Source organism: Celeribacter neptunius (genome assembly GCF_900113955.1).
GTDB classification, from domain to species: Bacteria; Pseudomonadota; Alphaproteobacteria; order Rhodobacterales; family Rhodobacteraceae; genus Celeribacter; species Celeribacter neptunius.
In genome coordinates this window covers 169263-187927 of the sequence record NZ_FORH01000008.1, presented here as the reverse complement: position 1 = coordinate 187927, position 18665 = coordinate 169263, and the positions used below count along the sequence as shown (strand labels likewise).

Below are 18665 nucleotides of genomic sequence, written 5' to 3'. Positions count from 1 at the left end.
CAGACCTGCCGCCCGGCGGCAACGCCGGGCGGCGCCCGCCTGCCCCTCGGCAGGCACAGCCCTCATTTGAAGGCACTCAGCGGGCGGAGAAATCCTTCGCCCGCCGATGCAACAGGCTGGCGAGAAAATCCGCCGGGCTGTCGCGGGTGAAATCGAATTTCCGGGTCAGCCCCACCGCGCCGGTGAGGTAATCGACACCGAGATCCAAGGTCGCGATCCGCCCCTCGGCAAGCTCGCGTTCAACGACGCCGCGCGAGATGAACCAGAGCATGTCTGAGCGCTCCACCAAAGGCAGGCCGACGGGCCGCGCCACGGTCTCGAACCGCACGTTCACACTTTCATCAAGCCCCGAGGCAATCAGATATTGCATCACCTGCTGGCGAATGATCGAGCCGGGATTGGGCAGGATCACCGGGTAGCGCCTGAGCGCCTCGACCGGCGAAAGACCCAGCCCCGGATGATCCCTGCGCGCCACCAGATAGACGGTCTCGTCATAGAGATACTCAAAGGACAGCCCGGCCATCTCGCGTGCCGGCGCCATCCGCCCGACCACGAGATCCAAGCCGCCCGAGCGCATCCGCTCGATCAGGTAGCGGTTCGGCCCGGTGATCACGGCGATGCGGGCATCCGGCCTGAGCTCCGAAAATTCCAGCGCCACGGAGGGAAACAGCCCGCTCGCCACGGTCGGCAGCACGCCGACCTTGACCACATCCAGGCGGCCGCCACCGGTGAGTGCGCGCACCCCGGCCTCGAGGCTTTGCAAGGAGGCGAGCGCATGGCGGCGAAACCCCTCTCCCGCCGGGGTCAGCACCACCCGACGCCCCAAACGATCGAACAAAGGCGTGCCCAGCTGGGTCTCCAGCTCGGCAATGGTCTTCGACAGCGCCGGTTGCGAGACATGCCGCGCTCTGGCGGCGGCCGAAATCGTGCCGGCCTCGGCAACGGCGAGAAAGGCCTCGAGATGACGAAGTTTCAGACCATTGGGCAGCGCCATTCACTCATATCCATTTGGTTATATCAATGACGTCATATTGTATTTTTAAGGGGAAAACAATTATGGCAATCTGAGCAAAAGGGAAGAGGATTCCATGCACGCACTGAAACGCGACTGGGGCACCATGCATCTGCACCACAAGGGCGGCACCGGCCCCGCTCTTGTGTTCATCAACTCCTTGGGAACCGATCTTCGGATGTGGGACGAGGTCTGTGGCCACCTGCCGCCAAGTTGGGTCACGCTGCGCATGGACAAGCGCGGTCACGGCTTGTCGGAAACCGCGCCTGAGGGCTATGGAATCCCGGAGCTGGCCGAAGACGTGATCGCGGCGATGGATGAGGCGGGGCCCGCAAATGCCATTCTCATTGGCTGTTCCATCGGCGGTCTGATCGCGCAGCATGTGGCGCTGATGGCGCCGGAGCGCGTCACCGGTCTGGTGCTGTCCAACACCGCGCCGAAACTCGGCCCGGCAGATGGCTGGCACGCCCGGATCGCCGCCATTCGCGAGACCGGCATGGCGGCGATGGCCGGGGGCGTGCTGCCGCGCTGGTTCGGGCCGAAGATGCTCGCAAACCCGAATGCCGCGCTCTGGCGCACGCTTTTGGCCCGCACCGATCAGGAAGGCTATATCGCCACCTGTGCCGCGATTGCCGGCACCGATATTTCTGATCGCCTGCCCGAGATCACCCAACCGGCGCTGGTCTTGGCCGGCAAACACGATCTGGCGACCCCGCCCGAGGTGGTCGAAGCCTTGGCCCGGGCGCTCCCGCGCGCCGATCTGGTGATGTTCGAAGACACCGGGCACCTGCCCGCCATAGAGGCGCCCGAGGCCTTTACCGAGGCCGTGATGAAATTCGTGGAAAGGATCGCGGCATGACCGGGAAAAACGTGAGCGAAAAATTCGATCAGGGCATGAAGACCCGGCGCGAGGTTCTGGGCGATGCCCATGTCGACCGCGCCGAGGCGGCCAAGAGTAAGTTCGACCTGCCCTTCCAGACTCTCATCACCGAGGGCGCCTGGGGCACGGTCTGGTCGTCGGACAAGATCACCCGGCGCGAGCGCTCGATGCTGACCATCGCGCTTCTGGCCGCGACCGGAAATTTCGAGGAAATTCCGATGCATATCCGTGCCACCCTGCGCACGGGTGCGTCAAAGGACGATATTGCTGAGGCGCTGCAGCATGTGGCGATCTACGCCGGTGTGCCCAAGGCCAATCACGCGCTGAAGCTCGCCAAACAGACCTACGCGGAAATGGAGGAGACCAACCATGACTGAGCTGATCCTTGATCAGGGGCCACTGATCCCGCGCAACCGCGCGATTCATCCCGTGCCCTACGACCCGGACTACAAGACGAGCGTGTCGCGCTCGCCGAACCTGCCGCTTCTGTCGATGGAAAGCTCGCCGTCGGAGGAGACCGGCCCGACTTTCGGTCACAACAAATTGGGGGCCTTGGACAACAACCTGATCCTGAACTGGACCAAGGGCGCGGCCCCCGCCGTCGGAGAGCGCATCCTGATGCATGGTCGGGTTCTGGACGAAATGGGTCGCCCGGTACCGAACACGCTGATCGAGATCTGGCAGGCCAATGCCGGCGGGCGGTATCGCCACAAGAAGGACACCTATTTCGCGCCTCTGGACCCCAACTTTGGCGGTTGCGGACGCACGATCACCGATGAAAACGGTTCTTACGAATTCCTGACCGTGCGTCCCGGCGCCTACCCCTGGCCGAACCGCGCCAATGACTGGCGTCCGATGCACATCCATATCTCGGTCTATGGTCACAGCTTCGGCCAGCGTCTGATCACCCAGATGTATTTCGAAGGCGATCCGCTGATCGATCATTGCCCGATCGCCGCGACGATCAAGGATCGCAGCCAGCTCGACCGTCTGGTCGCGCCGCTCGATTTCTCCAGATCGCGCCCGCTCGACTTCCTCGCCTATAAATTCGACATCGTGCTGCGCGGCCGCCGCCAGACCATGTTCGAGAACAAGCTGGAGGGCATGTGAGATGGTCCAGAAACTCGATACCTTGCAAGAAACCCCGTCCCAGACCGCCGGCCCCTATGTCCACATCGGCCTCATGCCGACCTACGCCGGCAATGGCGGCTATTACGAGGAAGAGATCGGCACCACGCCGTTCCTTGATGAGAGCAACGCCAAAGGCGAGATCATCGAGATCACCGGTTCGGTGTTCGATGGCACCGGCTGGGCGATGCGCGACGCGCTCATCGAGAGCTGGCAATGCGATGCGGCTGGCGTCTTTCCGGGCAGCGAGGGCGCAGATCCGGCCTTTACCGGTCATTGCCGCTTTGCCGCCGATGCCGAAAGCGGGGAATTCACGCTGCGCACCGTCAAACCGGGCTCTTACAAGGGCCGTGGTGGCGTGGAAAGCGCCCCGTATATCTCGCTCTGGGTCGTGGCGCGTGGCATCAACATCGGCCTCAACACCCGGATCTATTTCGAAGATGAGGACAACGATGACGATCCGCTCCTGAAGCGGATCGAGCAACGCCCGCGCGTCAATACGCTGATCGCAAAGAAGACCAGCGGAGGCAAATACCGTTTCGACATCCGCCTGCAGGGCCAAGATGAGACGGTGTTTCTCGATCTGTAAGACGTGACCAAAAGCGATTATAAGGGGCGGCAGCGACCGCCCCTTTTCGCGTTCAAGAGGACAAAACCGATGAGCCACTCCGTTTTCACCCATCCCTGGCTGTCCGGTCTCTTTGGCGATCCGGGAATGGCCGAGGTGCTGTCGCCCGAGCGGCAGATGTCGCATATGCTGGGTTTTGAGGCCGCTTGGTCACGCGCCTGTGGCAAGGCCGGATTGTTCGATGCGACAACGGCGGAAGAAGCCGCAAAAGCCATCGAAAGTGCCGAGATCGATCTGGCCGATATTGCTGCGGGCATGGCGCAGGACGGTGTGCCGATCCCGCGTTTGGTCAAGCAACTCAAAGCCATCGCCCCGGCGGACGCCGTGCACAAGGGCGCAACCTCGCAAGACGTGGTGGACACGGCGCTGGTGCTCACCCTGCGCGAGGCGTCTTTCCTGATTGCCGGGCGGTTGATGGAGCTGGAGACCTATCTCAAGGCGCTCGAAGAACAGTTCGGTGATGCCCCGCTGATGGGCCGCACCCGGATGCAGGCGGCAACGGAAATGACCGTGCGGGATCGGCTTCTGACCTGGCGCCTGCCTCTTGCGGATCATCTCAAAACGCTCGACCAGAAACGGGCCGATGTTGAAAAGGTGCAAATTGGCGGCGCGTCGGGCGACCGCAAGGCGCTGGGTGACAAGGCCGGTGCGGTGGTCGCCGAGGTGGCGAAGGCGCTCGATCTCGCGCCCACCGACAAGGCCTGGCATACGATGCGCCACGGCATCGCCGGCTATGCCTCATTCCTGTCGCTGATCACCGGATCTTTGGGCAAAATGGGTCAGGATATCGTGCTGATGGCGCAGCAAGGCATTGAAGAGGTCGCGATTTCCGGCGCCGGCGGGTCCTCGGCCATGCCGCATAAACAGAACCCGGTGTCTGCCGAGCTTCTGGTGACCCTGGCGCGCTACAACGCCACGCAAGTGAGCGCCATGCATCATGCCCTCGTGCATGAACAGGAACGCTCCGGCGCGGCCTGGTCGCTCGAATGGATGGTGCTGCCGCAAATGTTGATGGCCACGGGGCGCTCGCTCGCCATGGCCATCGAACTGGTTCAGAACATTGAGAGATTGGGACGCGCCCAATAGCCTAGAATGCCCCTTTAACCCAAGGCATCAGATACTGGCGAGGCACGCTTCCGGCGCGGAACAAGGCCAAAGGCCGCCGCGCCTGCGCCGACCCGTTCCGGCGGGCTGGCGCATTGGGGGCGGAGCGCGAAAGAGATGCATATCTCCTCCATCCCGCTCTCCGCCCCTTCGACTTTCAAATCAAAGGTCACGCGCCTCTCAGAACGGCAGGCCGATGTAATTCTCGGCCAGATCGCGGCGCGCGGTTTCCGAGGTGGCGAGATGGTTGAGCGTCGCCTTGCGCATCTGTTCGGCAAAGGCATCCTCGCCATCGAAGCGGTGCAACATGGTGGTCATCTGCCAGCTGAACCGCATGGCTTTCCAGATCCGTTCCAGCGCGCGGGCGGAATATTCCTCGATCCCGCTCTTGGTTCCACCGGTCACGGCGTCGATCAGCGCAGTGTAGAGATAGTACACGTCGGAGGCGGCGAGGTTCAGCCCCTTGGCGCCGGTCGGCGGCACGATATGCGCGCTGTCGCCGACGAGGAAGAGATTGCCCCAGCGCAGCGGCTCGGAGACAAAGCTCCTGAGCGGCGCGATGGATTTCTCAATCGATGGCCCGGTGATCAGGCGGCTGGCGGCATCCGACGGAATGCGGCGGGAGAATTCATCCCAGAAGCGTTGATCCGACCAATCCTCGACCTTGTCCGAAAGCGGCACCTGCACGTAATAGCGCACGAGATTCTCGTTGCGCATTGAGGCGAGCGCGAAACCGTGGCGCGAGTTCGAATAGATCAGCTCGTCATTGACCGGCGGGGTTTCCGACAGGATACCAAGCCAGCCAAACGGGTAGACCCGTTCGAATTCGCGGCGTTTCTCTTCCGGAATGGTCTTGCGAGAGACGCCATGGAACCCGTCGCAGCCGGCAACATAGAGACATTCAAGCTTTTTGCGCGCGCCCTCATGGGTGAAGGTGACAGAGGAGGTCGGCTGATCAAGATCGCAGATTTCCACATCCGAGACCTCGTGCAGCACTGTCGTGCCCATGCCATCCTGCGCGGTGTAGAGATCACGCGTGACCTCGGTCTGGCCATAGACCATGACCTGTTTGCCGGTGAGTTCCTTGAAATCCACATGCACCATCAGCTCGTCATCGGTGAGGTAACAGCCGTCATGCGGGATGCCCTCCGCGTCCATCCGGGCGCCGACACCGGCCTCGCGCAGCAGATCCACCGTGCCCCATTCGAGAATGCCGGCCCGGATGCGCGACAACACGTGGTCGCGGGTCGCGCGTTCGAGAATGACGGTCTCGATGCCCGCCTTGTTCAGCAGCTGCGACAGCAGAAGTCCCGAAGGGCCGCCGCCGATGATGGCGACTTGCGTCTTGAGAGTGGTCATATGCGTTTCCTCCATTTTGACAGGAGAATACGCGCAGCCCATACGGATCAGAATGGACCCGCCCGGCAAATAATGGTACTTTTCCGGCATGAATGAGACCAACCCCATTCCCGTTTTCAACCTCTTTGGCGAGACCAGCGCTTTTCCGGATGTGGTGCATTGCGAGCGGATCTTCGACCGGGCACGGCTCCATGGCTGGCGGATTTCGCCGCATCGGCATCACCAGATGGCACAGCTGTTTCATATCGAACAGGGTCATGCCGAGGTGACGCTGGACGGGCGGGACATGGCGCTGAAAAGCGGAGAATTTCTCTATGTTCCGCCGAAAATCGTGCACGGGTTCGGCTTTGAGCTGGGCACCGAGGGCAGCGTGCTGTCCCTGCCCTCGCCGGTGATCCAGAGGCTCGGGCCTCAGACCCCGGCGCTCACCGCCTGGCTCGCCCGCGCTCATCACGGCATGCTGTCTGCGACAGGCTCCGGCCTGCTTGCACCACTTGCACATTTCCATGACATGTCTGGCACATTTCGCACACAGCGGCTGGTGGCGCTGTCGCATGCGCTCCTGGTTACATTGGCCGAAGAGACGGAAGAGCCGACGACGGCGCAGGACCCGAACCGACAAATGCAGCGGCTCGATGCCCTGATCGCCGATCATCTGGCGGAGGGCTGGACTGCAACCCAATATGCGCAGGCGCTGCATATGACCGCGGGCCATCTCAATCGTATCGTGCGGGGCCAGACCGGGATGACGCTCTCGAGCTATCTGGAAGTGGCGGTGATGACCGAGGCCTGTCGCCATCTTGCGTTCACGCGCCTGTCGGTGGCCGAGGTCGGCTATCGGCTGGGCTTTGCCGACCCGCCGTATTTCTCGCGCCGGTTTCGAAAACGCACGGGCGAGACCCCGAGCGCCTATCGCGCAAGGGTCTCGGGAGAGGGCGCCGGCGAGACCTAGCCCAGCTCGCCCGGTTCTAAGCCAGCAGCGGCAGACGCACCGGCAAGGGGCGGCGCGCCACGGATTTGGCCAATCGTATCAACTCGGCCTCTCCCGTCACGGCCAAACGGCACCAGACCGCCTGAAACAGAAGCTCTGCGGTCAGCGCCATGAAATCATGGGATTTTTCCAGCGCCGCCTCAACCATGCCCGCACGCGCCTCCTGCCAGTGCGACAGAAGATCTAGACAGGACGCATCGCCCCCAGCCAGCTCGGTCACCAGTGTAGCGAAGGCCTCCGGACCGTCAGCACTGCGCAGTCCACGGGTGGCGATGGCCACGGCATGAATGCCATTAGCGCCTTCGTAGATCGAGGTGATGCGGGCATCGCGCCAGGTCTGGGACACGCGGTATTCCGTGAGATAGCCATAGCCGCCCAACACCTGAATGCCGAGATCGGCGGATCTGATCCCGGCCTCGGTGCAGAAGACCTTGCAGATCGGCGTCAGGAAATCGACCAGCGCGCGGTTCTCGCCAAGCGCCAGCTCGACAAAGGTCAGATAGGTCATGGCGCGGGCGCCCAATGCGAGACTGCGCTGCTCATCCAACATGCGCCGCACATCCGGGTGATCGGCCAGCATGGCCTCGGTGCCGTCGGGCTTGCGCCCCTGTTTGCGCTCGGCGGCATAGGCGGCGGCGATCTGATGCGCGCGAGAGGCATGCGCGACGCCTTGCAACGAGACGTCGAGGCGCGCGTGGTTCATCATGGTGAACATCGCCAGGAGACCGGCGCCCTCTTCGCCGATCAGTTCGGCTTGCGCCCGGTCGAAAGCAAGCTGACAGGTGGGCGAAGCGTGCAGGCCGAGTTTCTCCTCGATCCGGGTCACGGTGACCGCGTTGCGCGCCCCATTGATGTCGGACGCACAGAGGAACAGCGACAGACCTTTGATCCCGTCTTCCGGCGCGCCGGTGCGGGCCAGGACCAGATGCAGGATGTCCTCGGACATGTCCTGATCGCCGCCGGAGATGAAGATTTTCTCCCCCTCGATCCGCCATTGATCCCCCTCGCGGGTGGCCTTGGTGCGGATGCGAGAGAGATCGGATCCCGCGCCCGGTTCGGTCAGGCACATGGTGGAGAGCGTTTCACCCGCCGCAAGACGCGGAATCCAATACTGTTTTTGTGCCTCCGTGCCGAATTTCATCAGCGTCGAAATGGCGCCGGGCACGAGGTTGCAGACCATCTGCATGGCGTGGTTGGCGCCGGAAAAGATCTCCGAGACACCGGCGGCCAAAAGCGCGTTCTGGCCCATTCCACCGAAGTCCTCGGGCGCAGTGAGCCCCTGCCAGCCGCCTTCGGCGAGCTGATCGAAGGCGGGTTTGGACCCATCGGGCATAGTGACGCGACCGTCCTGGAGCGCACAGCCCTGGGCATCGCCAGGCTCATCCAAAGGCGCGATGACGCCTTCGGCGAAACCGGCGAAATGCTCGAGAATGCCCTCGGCCATCTCCGCGTCCCAATCCGGCAAGCGGTCGGCGCCCGCAACCTCGCGCAGGCAGAAGAGGATGTCATCAACGGGGGCTTTGAACGGGGTCATGTTACACCTCTTGAACTTCCGCGCGGGACAAGGCCAAAGGCCGCCGCGCGATCGCCTGCCCGTGTCATGCCGGAGGCGTGCTTCCAGCACGACCGGGCTGGCGATTTTCTGGTGATGCGCTTCAAACAAAAGTCGCGCGAATTTGGCTACCATAAAGCGCACTGAATACGCGTTGCGTCGCCACCCTACGGGCCGGCGAGCGCGCTCTCGTCGAAAACGGGGTCATTCGGAGACACCCAAGAGCCGCATGGCGTTTTCCTTGAGGATGAGCGGGCGTACCTCGTCGCGGAACTCGGCTTTGTCAAAGGCATCGAGCCACTTCTCCGGCGCGATCATCGGCCAGTCGGAGCCGAAGAGCATCTTTTTGCGGAGCATCGTATTGGCATAGCGCACCAGAATGGGCGGGAAATATTTCGGCGACCAGCCCGACAGGTCGATATAGACATTGGGCTTGTGCGTCGCCACGCTCAGCGCCTCTTCCTGCCACGGGAAGGACGGGTGGGCGAGGATGATCGGCATCTCGGGAAAGTCCACGGCCACATCGTCGATATACATCGGGTTGGAGTATTTCAGCCGCATACCATTGCCGCCGGGCATGCCTGAACCGACCCCGGTCTGCCCGGTGTGGAACAGCGCCGGTTTGCCGCTTTCGGCGATCGCCTCATAAAGCACGTAAGCGTCACGATCATTGGGGTAGAAACCCTGCATGGTCGGGTGGAATTTGAAGCCCTGGATGCCATGGTTTTCCACCAGGTCGCGGGCCTCGCGGGCGCCCAGCTTGCCCTTGGCCGGATCGATCGAGGCAAACGGAATGAGGATGTCCGAATGTTGGGCGCAGGCCTCCGCCACCTCGTAATTGTTGTAACGGCGATAGCCGGTCTCACGCTCAGCATCGACCGGAAAGATCACCGCGGCGATGTTCATCTCGCGGTAATGCGCGGCGGTCTGATCTATCGTGGGCGGGTGGTTCCACGGCGCGCCGAAATACTTGGCCATCGAGGCCTGCAGATCGTCGTAGCCGTCATCGTCGTGACAGCCACAGGCCTCCTCGGCATGGGTGTGAAAATCAATCGCGCGAACGCTGGAAAAATCTACCATATTTCAATTCCTTATACGCGGATGAGCGCCGGGTCTTCGTTGTCGTAGAGACGTTCCAAAAGATCGGCGCGGCGGGTGATGACTTTGCGGGTGTTCAAGGACCCCTTGTCGGTGATCTCACCGTCTTTCACCGAGGGCGGCTCAGAGAGAATGATCGCCCGCGCAATGCGCTTGGCGGAGCCGGAGGCGGCGCGGGCCATCTTGCGCAGGACGTGATGGATCTCGGCCTGAAGATGCTCGTCAATCACCGCCCCTTCGGAGGAGTTGTCGCCATGGACATGATCCGGGCGCGGGAAGACGAAGAGGCCGATCTCGCCGCGGTCATGGCCGCAGATGACGACATCGAGCACGAGCCCCCGCAGCGCTTCCAGAGCATCGAGCCGCAGCTTGCCGGCCTGCACCCAGGTGCCGGTCAGGAGTTTGAAATCCTCGGAGACACGGCCATCGAAGACGAGACCACGGTTCGGATCGTCGGCATCGAGGAATTTCACCGCATCGCCGGTGATGAAGAACCCGTCTTCATCGAAGGCCTCGGCGGTCTTTTCCGGGTCATTGAGATAGCCCGGCATGACATTGGGCCCGCGCACGCGGATCTCGCAGCGCATCTCGGCATCGGGGATCAATTTGACCTCGGAGCCGGGAAGCGGCACGCCGATCACGCCGGAGCGCCCGATCGGTTCGTGCACCATCACATTGGCCGGCGCGGTCTCGGTCAGGCCCCAGCTCGAGATCATCAGGGGCAGTTTGCCCCGCACCTCGATGGCCATTTCCTCGAGCCGCGTCCAGACGTCCTGTGGCAAGGACGCCCCGGCGTAGAACAGCATGTCGAGATCTTTGAAATAGGCCTCGCGCAGCGCCAGATTGTGCTCCATCTCATGCACCAGCATGGAAAAGCCAACCGGCACGTTGAAGGCGGCGGTGCCGGGCATGGCGGTGACATTCTCGACCGTCTGCCCGAACAGCGCCTTCGTCGGCTTGCCATTGTCGATATAGAAGGAGCCGCCGTGCATCAGCATCATGTTGACATTGTGCGAGCCGCCGAACACGTGGTTCCAGGGCAACCAGTCGACGATACGCTGCGGGCGCTCCTTCATGAAGGGCAGGACCGAGGACATCATCGACTGATTGGCACACATCATCCGCTGGGTGGTCATCACGCCCTTGGGGTCCGACGAGGAGCCGGAGGTGAAGAGGATCTTCGCCAGCGTGTCGGGACCGACCCCGGCATGCACCGCATCCAGGTCCACGCCCCGGTCACCTTTCAGGAGCTCGGCAAAAGGCGTCACGGGGCGTGGCGCGCCCTCCGGGAGAGAGGCCACGATTTCGATACCGTCGAGATCGGCGAGCGCCAGCGCCTTGGCATAGCGCGCCGCATTGTCGACAAAGGCCATCTTCGGCCGGGTCTTGTTAATCGCGTATTGCAGGCGGAAATGTGCCTCTTCGATGAGCGAATATTGCTCTGCCAGCGGCACGGTGGGCACGCCGGCCCATTGCGCACCAAAGGACAGGAGCGCGTGATCGACGGAATTGCCGGACATGATCAGAATGGGCGTCGAATGATCGAGACCGCGCGCGGCCAAAGCGCTGGCGATGGCTTTTACCCGCTCGAGCACTTCACCATAGCCCAGCTCACGCCAACCCTCGCCGGAGCGTTCGGCGAGATAGGTCACATCGGGGCGCAGGGCGGCCCATTTCTCCAGCCAGATTCCGGTGTGCTCGACCACCGGGTCGAGCGGCAGGGTCGAGGTGAGGATCATCTCCTCTGCGCCATTGCGCTCCAGCCTTACCGAATGCGGTGCCAGCGTCAGCCCCGTTGTCAGATCTTTCATGCGTTCCTCCCATGACAGCGCGTCTCCTTCGCGCCGATATGCTTGTACGGGCTATGTCGCCCGTCGGACCCGGCCCAACAGGGCTTTCAGGGTCCTGCGTTCCTCTGCCGTCAAAGCGGCAAAAATCCCGTCCTCATGCGCCTGCACCGCCTTTTCCGCGGCTTGCCAGCGCGCCTCACCCGCCGGGGTGGCCCTGAGCGCATATTGCCGGCGGTCGCCTTCGACCCGGCCGCGTTCGATCAGGTCGGCGCTTTCCAACTCATCCACCAGCACCACCACGCCGGAGCGCTCGATCTTGAGCGCTTCGGCGAGGCGGCTCTGGGAGATGTCGGGGTTCTCGATGATCACCGCCAGGGCCGAGAAGGAGGTCATCCTGAGCCCGAGCGCCTCGAGGTGCTGGGCGAGATCCTCGCGCACCGCCAGAAAGGCGCGCTTCATGTTGTAGCCCACGAACTGGCGCAGGTTCCTGTCGGTGATCTCTTTGGTTTCGAGCGGCTTTTTCATCGGCTTTCCCCTTCCTCAATTGGCGACCAGATCGACCAGCCAATAGCTCAACACCGGGAAACTCACCAGAATAGCAATCCGGAAGAACTCCGCGATGATGAAGGGCGTGGTGCCGCGGAAGATCTGGCTCGTCGGGATGTCCTTGGCCATCGAGGAGATGACAAAAAGGTTCATGCCGACGGGGGGCGTGATCAGCCCCATTTCCACCACCACGAGCGAGATGATCCCGAACCACATCGCCTGCTGTTCCGGCATCAACCCGAAATCCAGCGCCATGATGGTCGGAAAGAACACCGGCACGGTCAGAAGGATCATCGACAGGCTGTCCATGAGACACCCCATGATCAGGTAAAAGACGATGATCCCGCCCAGAACCACGATCGGTGCGACATTGGCCGTGGCGAAATAGGCGGCAACCTCGGAGGGCATGCGCGAGAGGGCAAGCGCGACGTTGAAAATATCGGCGCCAAAGACGATGGCAAAGATCATTGCCGTCGAGCCCGCCGTGTCGATCAGGCAATCGAGGATGGTGCGGGCATTGAGCCCTCTGGTCAAAAGCCCGGCGACGAGCATCAGGATCACACCGACGGAGGCCCCCTCCGCGGGTGTGAAGAAGCCGCCATAGATGCCGCCCAGCACCACGACGAAGATCACCACGATATGCCAGATGTCTTTCAAGGCTTTCAGGCGCTGGCTGAACGGCGCCGGATCATGAGTCGGGCCTTCGTTCGGGTAGAGCCGGACATAGACCGCGATGGCAATACAGAAACCGATCACGGCCAAGATGCCGGGGATGGTCGCCGCCAGGAACAGTTTGACGATATTCTGCTCGGTCAGGAGCGCGTAGATGATAAGCACCACCGAAGGCGGAATGAGAATGCCCAAAGTGCCACCTGCCGCCAGAGAACCCGAGGCCAGCGCGCCGGAGTAGCCGTGCTTGCGCATCTCCGGCAGGGCGACGCGCGCCATGGTCGAGGCAGTGGCGAGAGACGAGCCGGAGATCGATCCGAACATCGCGCAGCCCGCGACCGAGGCCATGGCGAGACCGCCGCGCAAATGCCCGATCCAGGCGTTCGAGGCGGCAAAGATCGCCGCCGAGATCCCCGACCGGGTCGCCAAATGCCCCATCAGGATGAAGAGCGGCACGATGGCCAGCTCGTAGGACATGAATTTGTCGACCCAGGCGGTGTTGAAATAGGCCATGAGCGCATAGGGCGAGGCGAGCTTGATATAGCCCAGCGCGCCGACGAGCCCCATGCCCAGCGCGATCGGCATGCGTGCGAAGATCAGCACGAGCAGGCCGATGACCATGATGATGGCGATTGTGAGCGGTTCCATCAGCTCACCTCCAGAGCACGGAAAGCGTGGCTCAGCATCGGCAGCGCCTGAATGACCGCGACCACGGCAGAGAGGCCCGCGCCGAAAATCGCCGGCAGGTAGACCCACCACACCGGTGCGCGCAGCAACATGGTGCGGTCGCCATACTCATGCATTTCGCCCATCCCCACGGCGAGCCGCCAGGTCAGAAAGGCCCAGCAGCCGGCAAAGATCAGGGTCCAGACCCCATCGAAACGCCGCTGGGTCACGGGCTTGAGCCAGAGGGTGAAAAGATCGACCATCACATGCCCCTTGTTGAATTGGCACAAAGGCAGGAACAGCGAGGCACAGGCCGCACAGGCCAGTTCCACCAGTTCGAAATCGCCGCGAATGCCGCCAAGCCCGATGTTGCGCATCACCACCGACAGGGTGACGGCGAGCGAGGCGCCAAAAATCACGACGCCGCCGAGACCGGCCGAGATCAGGCAGATCTTCTGCAGGGTGCGAAACAGGGGGGTATGATCCCCCTGCTCCAGCTCTATGTTGCGCCCCTCGGCCATGGTTCACCCGGCGTCCAGCAGTTCGTTGGCACGGGCCACGATGGCCGCGCCATCATGTCCGGCATCGTTCAGCTTGCCGATCCATTCGTCATAGATCGGGGTCGCCATCTCGCGCCACTTGGCGATCTCGGCCGCCGGGATGGTGTGGATCTCGTTGCCCTGCTTTTCGACGACGGAGCGACCGAAGGCTTCGAACTTGTCGAATTGCGCGCCCAGACGCTGCGAGAGCGCAGCCCCGGAGGCATCGTCGATCACCTTGCGCAGATCGTCGGAGAGGCCCTCGTATTTGCGCTCGTTCATCACCAGCGCGAAGGTGTTGCAATAGAGCCCGCGGGCGCCGGCTTCGGGTTCGTTGGTCACCGAGGTCAGCTCCTGCAGTTTGAAGGCCGGCACCACCTCATAGGGCAGGCAACAGCCGTCGATGACACCGTTCGACAGGCCCACGACCATTTCGGTCACCGGGAAGAACACGGTTTCCGCCCCCATCAGTTCGAGCATCTTGCCGGTCGCCTGATTGGGCGCCCGCAGCTTGAGCCCCTTAAGATCCTCGGCGGTGGAGATTTTCTGACCGCGGGTGTGGAACTTGCCCCCGTCATGGGTGTGGAACGCCAGGGGTTTCAGACCCTTGTATTCGTTCTGTCCGAACTCCTGCATCAGCTGGTGCATCGCAACCGAGGTCTTTTCGGCATTGGTCACCATGAAGGGCAGCGCCATGGTTTCCGCCACCGGGAAACGATCCGGCGTGTAGACCGGCAGGGTCCAGGTGATATCGGCAATGCCCTGACGCGCCTGATCGGCGAGCTGCGGCGGCTTGCCGCCCAGTTGCATCGACGGGAACATCTGCATCTCGATGGCGCCATTCGAGGCGTCAGAGATTTCCTTGGCCCAGACATCGAAGAATTGCGTCTGCATCGGCGCGACACCAGGCAGGAAATGCGCCACCCTGAGGGTGACTTCGGCGGCGTGGGCTTTTTTCAGAAAGGCCGGGGTGGCAAGCGCCGCCCCCATGCTGGCCAATGCCGTACGGCGAGTCATCGTGGTCATGTATAGTCCTCCCAGATCATGACGGTCCGCCCGTTTTGCACGGGTCTTTGGAATTCTTGGGACCGGACGACCTCCTACCGCCCGATCCGCGCGCCTGCTTACCTGAAGACCGGCGCGCGTTTTTCGAGAAAGGCCTTGAGCCCCTCCTCGGCATCCTTGCTGGTTTGCGACACGGCGGCGCACATGCTTTCCATGAACAACCCGTCGGATTTCGACATGTCGTCGATCCGGCTGATCGCCTGAATCATCATGTAATTCGACAATTGCGCATTCTTGGCGATCTTGGCGGCGAGATCGCGGGCCAGCGCCAGCGCCTCGCCCTCGCCCACCGCGTAATGGGTGAGCCCCAGTGCCAGAGCTTCCTCAGAATTATACTTGCGCCCGGTCAGCATCATCTCGCACATCCGGTCAGCCCCGATGATGCGCCCGACATGAACGGATGCGCCGCCACCGACGAAGATGCCGCGCATGCCCTCGGGCAGCTGGAACATGCTCGAAGGTTCGGCGATGCGCACATGGCTCGCCGCGGCGAGCTCCAACCCGCCGCCGATCACCGCGCCGAACATGGCCGAGATCACCGGCAGGCCGCCGTATTTGATCGTCTCCATCACCCGATGCCAATTGCGCGAATGGCGCATCGTGCCCTCGGCGTCGCGGGCGACATGTTCCGACAGGTCGAGCCCGGAGCAATAATGCCCGGCAGTGCCGGTGAGGATCACCACCCGCACGCCTTCGGGCGGGGCGGAAAAAAAGCCGTCGATCGCCTCCAGAAGCTCGTCGCACATGGCATTGCGTTTCGCCGGACGGCTCATAGTCAGCGTGGCCACCGGGCCGTCGATGTCGATTTTCAGGATCTCACTGGTCATCTCGTTCTTCTTTTTTCTTGCACTTACTTGATCGGCATACGCGCGGCGGCGTCGAGGCGAATGGTGGTGCCGTTGAGCATCGGGTTCTCGACAATGGCCTGCACCAGACGGGCATATTCATCCGGATCGCCCATGCGCGACGGGTACGGCACGGATTTCAGGATCTCGGCCCGAACATCATCCGGCAGGCCCGCGCTCATCGCGGTCTCGAAGAGGCCCGGGGCAATCGCCATGACCCGGATGCCGAACCGCGCCAGCTCGCGCGCCGCCGGCAAGGTCATCGAGGCGACGCCGCCCTTCGAGGCGGAATAGGCCGCCTGGCCGATCTGACCGTCCTCGAAGGCGACGGAGGCGGTGTTGACGATGACGCCGCGCGCCCCGTCCGCGTCCAAAGCCTCGGCCGAAGCCATGGCCCGGGCGGCGATGTTCATCACCGTATAGGTGCCCAAGAGATTGACGTTCAGGGTCCTGGCAAAGCTGTCGATGGTCAGGCTGCCGTCGCGCGGCAGGATGCGCGAGGCGGTGCCGATCCCGGCACAGGAGACGACGATGCGCGGCACGCCCATGTCCATCTCGATCTCGGCAAAGATCGCTTCGACCACCTTGGCATCGCTGACATCACAGGCATAGCCCTTGCCACCGAACCCGGCAGCCGCCTGTGCCGCCGCCTCGCCATTGAGATCCAGCACGGCGACTTTCGCCCCCTGATCCGCCAGACGTGTCGCGGTGGCAAGCCCGAGCCCGCTGCCCGCGCCGGTGACGACGGCGGTGCACCCTTCGATCTGCATGATATCTCCTCCCGTTTGAGGAAACCATGCAAAGGAATAATTGTTATGTCAATGAACAATTAAATGGATGACCTATCTCGCATATGCAGCATTGCGCCGGCAATCGAAGCAGCCCGCAAGAAACGCCACGAAAGCACGCGAAAACACAGGAAAGCAAAAGACCCGCGCGGGGTGCACGGGTCTTTTTCAAAGCGATGACGGCCTGAGGGGGCCAAGACCTCGCTGCACTGCCGAATGAGATCTCAGCTCTTCTTTTCGAGAATCAACGGTGCCCGGCTCAGGTGATTGCCACCATCGGCGGCTTTCGCAGCGAGGCGCAGAAACTCCGCGCGCTCTGCCTCGCTCAGCCCGGAGAGGATGTCCTCCTGAAAGCTGCGCACCACCGGGATCAGCTCGTCCAGAAGCGCCTCGCCCGCTTCGGTCAGCGAGACCAGCCGGGCACGGCGGTCCTGTTCGCAGACCCGGCGCGTCAGCAAGCCCTTGCTCTCCAGCCGGTCGACCACGCCGCCGATCGTCGCCCGGTCATAGGCGATCATCCCGGCGAGCCGCGCCTGATCCATGCCGGGATGGGCACGCACCGCATTCATCGCGGCGAATTGCACCGAGGTCATGGTCAGACCCTGCGCCTTCATCCGCTCCTGAAACACCGAGGCGGAAATCTGATTCAGCCTGCGAATCAGGTGCCCTGCCATGTTGTGAATTTCGAGCGCCATGACGCTGTTCTCCCATACCCTGCGACATCTCGCCCGCCCCAAATGCCCAAACACATGAGGCAGGTCAATAATAAGTATGCTTACCAGATTGACTCAGATCAATAGTAAGTATACCCACTATATGGCGCAACGGGAGTGCGCCCAGAGATAATCGGAGGAGCTCACATGTTCAAAAAGACCAAATTGCTCGGCGCACTGGCCGCGGCAACCATCCTGTCCACAACCCTGTCCGCGACGTCCGCATTCGCCAAGGACGTCACCCTGATCATGCATCATTTCCTGCCGCCGGTGGCCAATGCCCATAAGGTGATGTTGGAACCCTGGGCGGAAAAGGTGCGCGCCGAGAGCGACGGCCAGATCGACATCCAGATCTACCCGTCGATGTCCATGGGCGGCAAACCCAGTGAACTCTACAGCCAGGTGCGCGACGGCACCGCCGACATCGTCTGGACGCTTCTGGGCTACACCCCGGGGGTCTTCCCGCGCACCGAAGTTTTTGAGCTGCCGACCGTGCACCGTGGTTCCGCCACCGACACGACGATCGCCTTGAATGCCTCGCTCGATCTGCTGGCCGAGGATTTCGAGGACATCCATATCCTGTTCCTGCATTCCAATGACGGCAACCTGATCCATTCCGGCAACAAGGAAGTGACCAAGTTCGAGGATGTCGCGGGCATGAAGCTGCGCACGCCGTCCCGCACCGGAGCCTGGCTGATCGAAGCGCTTGGCGCCGAGCCGGTGAGCCTGCCGGTCCCCGCCGTGCCGGAAGCCATGGCCAAGGGCGTGATCGACGGCGCCATGACCACCTATGAGATCGTGCCGGCGCTGAAATTGCAGGAGCTCGACAAATACACCGCCGAACTGCCGAATGGCGACCGTTTCGGCACCGCCGTCTTCATGCTGGCGATGAACAAGGACGTCTACGAAGATCTGCCCGACGATCTGAAAGCGGTGATCGACAACAATTCCACCACCCATGTCTCGGCCGAGATCGGTGCCATGTGGGAAGAGTTCGAAGGCGCCGGGATTTCCGCGCTCGACGCAGCCGGCGTGAGCCGCACCACCTTCTCCGAGGAAGATGCGGCGAAATTCGAAGCCGCCGGCGAACAGGTCGTGGCCCGCTGGGTCGAGGAAGTGTCCAGCAAGGGCATCGACGGCGCTGCGCTGGTCGAAGCCGCCCGCGCCGCCGAAGCCGCAGCTCAGGGTGAATAAGTCTGGCGCATAAGCCAGGCGAATAGCTCAAGACAAACAACAGTCTGAGCGGCGGGCCACCCGCCGCTCTCCCGATACACCCACGAAACACGCACCCA

The 18665-nt window shown here is 62.6% G+C and carries 19 protein-coding genes; 7 read left to right on the top strand and 12 right to left on the bottom strand.

Translation table 11 applies throughout. From position 1 onward, the window contains the following. Positions 1 to 76: 76 nt before the first annotated feature. Positions 77 to 994, bottom strand: coding sequence for a LysR substrate-binding domain-containing protein (locus BM151_RS18215; protein ID WP_090062180.1), 918 nt, complete (start codon positions 992 to 994; stop codon positions 77 to 79). A 94-nt stretch (positions 995 to 1088) separates the two neighbouring features. Here BM151_RS18215 and pcaD point away from each other — a divergent pair, with 94 nt between their 5' ends. From pcaD to BM151_RS18190, 5 genes are all read left to right on the top strand, one after another. Continuing rightward, positions 1089 to 1871, top strand: a complete 783-nt coding sequence (pcaD, locus tag BM151_RS18210) for a 3-oxoadipate enol-lactonase (RefSeq protein WP_090062179.1) — start codon at positions 1089 to 1091, stop codon at positions 1869 to 1871. Then, complete coding sequence (gene pcaC, locus BM151_RS18205) at positions 1868 to 2269, top strand: 4-carboxymuconolactone decarboxylase (protein WP_090062178.1); 402 nt, start codon at positions 1868 to 1870, stop codon at positions 2267 to 2269. The genes pcaD and pcaC overlap by 4 nt, the downstream gene beginning before the upstream one ends. Continuing rightward, positions 2262 to 3002, top strand: a complete 741-nt coding sequence (gene pcaH, locus BM151_RS18200; protein ID WP_177213211.1) for a protocatechuate 3,4-dioxygenase subunit beta — start codon at positions 2262 to 2264, stop codon at positions 3000 to 3002. The genes pcaC and pcaH overlap by 8 nt, the downstream gene beginning before the upstream one ends. A gap of 1 nt (position 3003) precedes the next feature. Further along, on the top strand, positions 3004 to 3609 hold the full coding sequence (gene pcaG / locus BM151_RS18195; protein WP_090062177.1) for a protocatechuate 3,4-dioxygenase subunit alpha: 606 nt from the start codon (positions 3004 to 3006) through the stop codon (positions 3607 to 3609). Between the two features lie 69 nt (positions 3610 to 3678). Next, positions 3679 to 4734, top strand: coding sequence for a 3-carboxy-cis,cis-muconate cycloisomerase (locus BM151_RS18190; protein WP_090062176.1), 1056 nt, complete (start codon positions 3679 to 3681; stop codon positions 4732 to 4734). A gap of 198 nt (positions 4735 to 4932) precedes the next feature. Here the strand turns inward: BM151_RS18190 and pobA are convergent, their stop codons facing one another. After that, positions 4933 to 6111, bottom strand: a complete 1179-nt coding sequence (gene pobA, locus BM151_RS18185; protein ID WP_090062421.1) for a 4-hydroxybenzoate 3-monooxygenase — start codon at positions 6109 to 6111, stop codon at positions 4933 to 4935. Positions 6112 to 6199: 88 nt separating this feature from the next. Between pobA and BM151_RS18180 the strand changes: the two genes are divergently transcribed. Beyond that, a complete protein-coding gene (locus BM151_RS18180; RefSeq protein ID WP_090062175.1) occupies positions 6200 to 7063 on the top strand; it encodes a helix-turn-helix domain-containing protein in 864 nt (287 codons plus the stop codon). A gap of 16 nt (positions 7064 to 7079) precedes the next feature. Here BM151_RS18180 and BM151_RS18175 read toward each other — a convergent pair whose 3' ends face one another. The 10 genes from BM151_RS18175 to BM151_RS18130 all read right to left on the bottom strand — a co-directional run bounded on the left by BM151_RS18175 (position 7080) and on the right by BM151_RS18130 (position 17355). Continuing rightward, on the bottom strand, positions 7080 to 8636 hold the full coding sequence (locus BM151_RS18175; RefSeq protein WP_090062174.1) for an acyl-CoA dehydrogenase family protein: 1557 nt from the start codon (positions 8634 to 8636) through the stop codon (positions 7080 to 7082). Between the two features lie 222 nt (positions 8637 to 8858). After that, a complete protein-coding gene (locus tag BM151_RS18170; RefSeq protein WP_090062173.1) occupies positions 8859 to 9734 on the bottom strand; it encodes an amidohydrolase family protein in 876 nt (291 codons plus the stop codon). An 11-nt stretch (positions 9735 to 9745) separates the two neighbouring features. Beyond that, positions 9746 to 11563, bottom strand: coding sequence for a feruloyl-CoA synthase (locus tag BM151_RS18165; RefSeq protein WP_090062172.1), 1818 nt, complete (start codon positions 11561 to 11563; stop codon positions 9746 to 9748). 51 nt (positions 11564 to 11614) lie between these two features. Next, positions 11615 to 12067: a MarR family winged helix-turn-helix transcriptional regulator gene (locus BM151_RS18160; protein WP_090062171.1), complete on the bottom strand. Its 453-nt coding sequence runs from the start codon at positions 12065 to 12067 to the stop codon at positions 11615 to 11617. Between the two features lie 15 nt (positions 12068 to 12082). Then, the gene (locus BM151_RS18155) at positions 12083 to 13405 is read right to left on the bottom strand and encodes a TRAP transporter large permease (protein ID WP_090062170.1); all 1323 of its coding nucleotides are present in this window, start codon (positions 13403 to 13405) and stop codon (positions 12083 to 12085) included. Then, a complete protein-coding gene (locus BM151_RS18150; RefSeq protein WP_090062169.1) occupies positions 13405 to 13944 on the bottom strand; it encodes a TRAP transporter small permease in 540 nt (179 codons plus the stop codon). Before BM151_RS18150 ends, BM151_RS18155 begins: the two co-directional genes overlap by 1 nt. A 3-nt stretch (positions 13945 to 13947) precedes the next feature. Next, on the bottom strand, positions 13948 to 14988 hold the full coding sequence (locus tag BM151_RS18145; protein WP_245781254.1) for a TRAP transporter substrate-binding protein: 1041 nt from the start codon (positions 14986 to 14988) through the stop codon (positions 13948 to 13950). 98 nt (positions 14989 to 15086) lie between these two features. After that, positions 15087 to 15854 carry a crotonase/enoyl-CoA hydratase family protein gene (locus tag BM151_RS18140; protein WP_090062168.1) on the bottom strand — a complete coding sequence of 256 codons (768 nt, stop codon included), beginning with the start codon at positions 15852 to 15854 and terminating at the stop codon, positions 15087 to 15089. Between the two features lie 23 nt (positions 15855 to 15877). Further along, on the bottom strand, positions 15878 to 16642 hold the full coding sequence (locus tag BM151_RS18135; RefSeq protein WP_090062167.1) for an SDR family NAD(P)-dependent oxidoreductase: 765 nt from the start codon (positions 16640 to 16642) through the stop codon (positions 15878 to 15880). Between the two features lie 242 nt (positions 16643 to 16884). Beyond that, positions 16885 to 17355, bottom strand: coding sequence for a MarR family winged helix-turn-helix transcriptional regulator (locus BM151_RS18130; RefSeq protein ID WP_090062166.1), 471 nt, complete (start codon positions 17353 to 17355; stop codon positions 16885 to 16887). Positions 17356 to 17520: 165 nt separating this feature from the next. Between BM151_RS18130 and BM151_RS18125 the strand changes: the two genes are divergently transcribed. Continuing rightward, positions 17521 to 18567, top strand: a complete 1047-nt coding sequence (locus tag BM151_RS18125; protein ID WP_090062165.1) for a TRAP transporter substrate-binding protein — start codon at positions 17521 to 17523, stop codon at positions 18565 to 18567. The last annotated feature ends 98 nt before the right edge of the window (positions 18568 to 18665 follow it).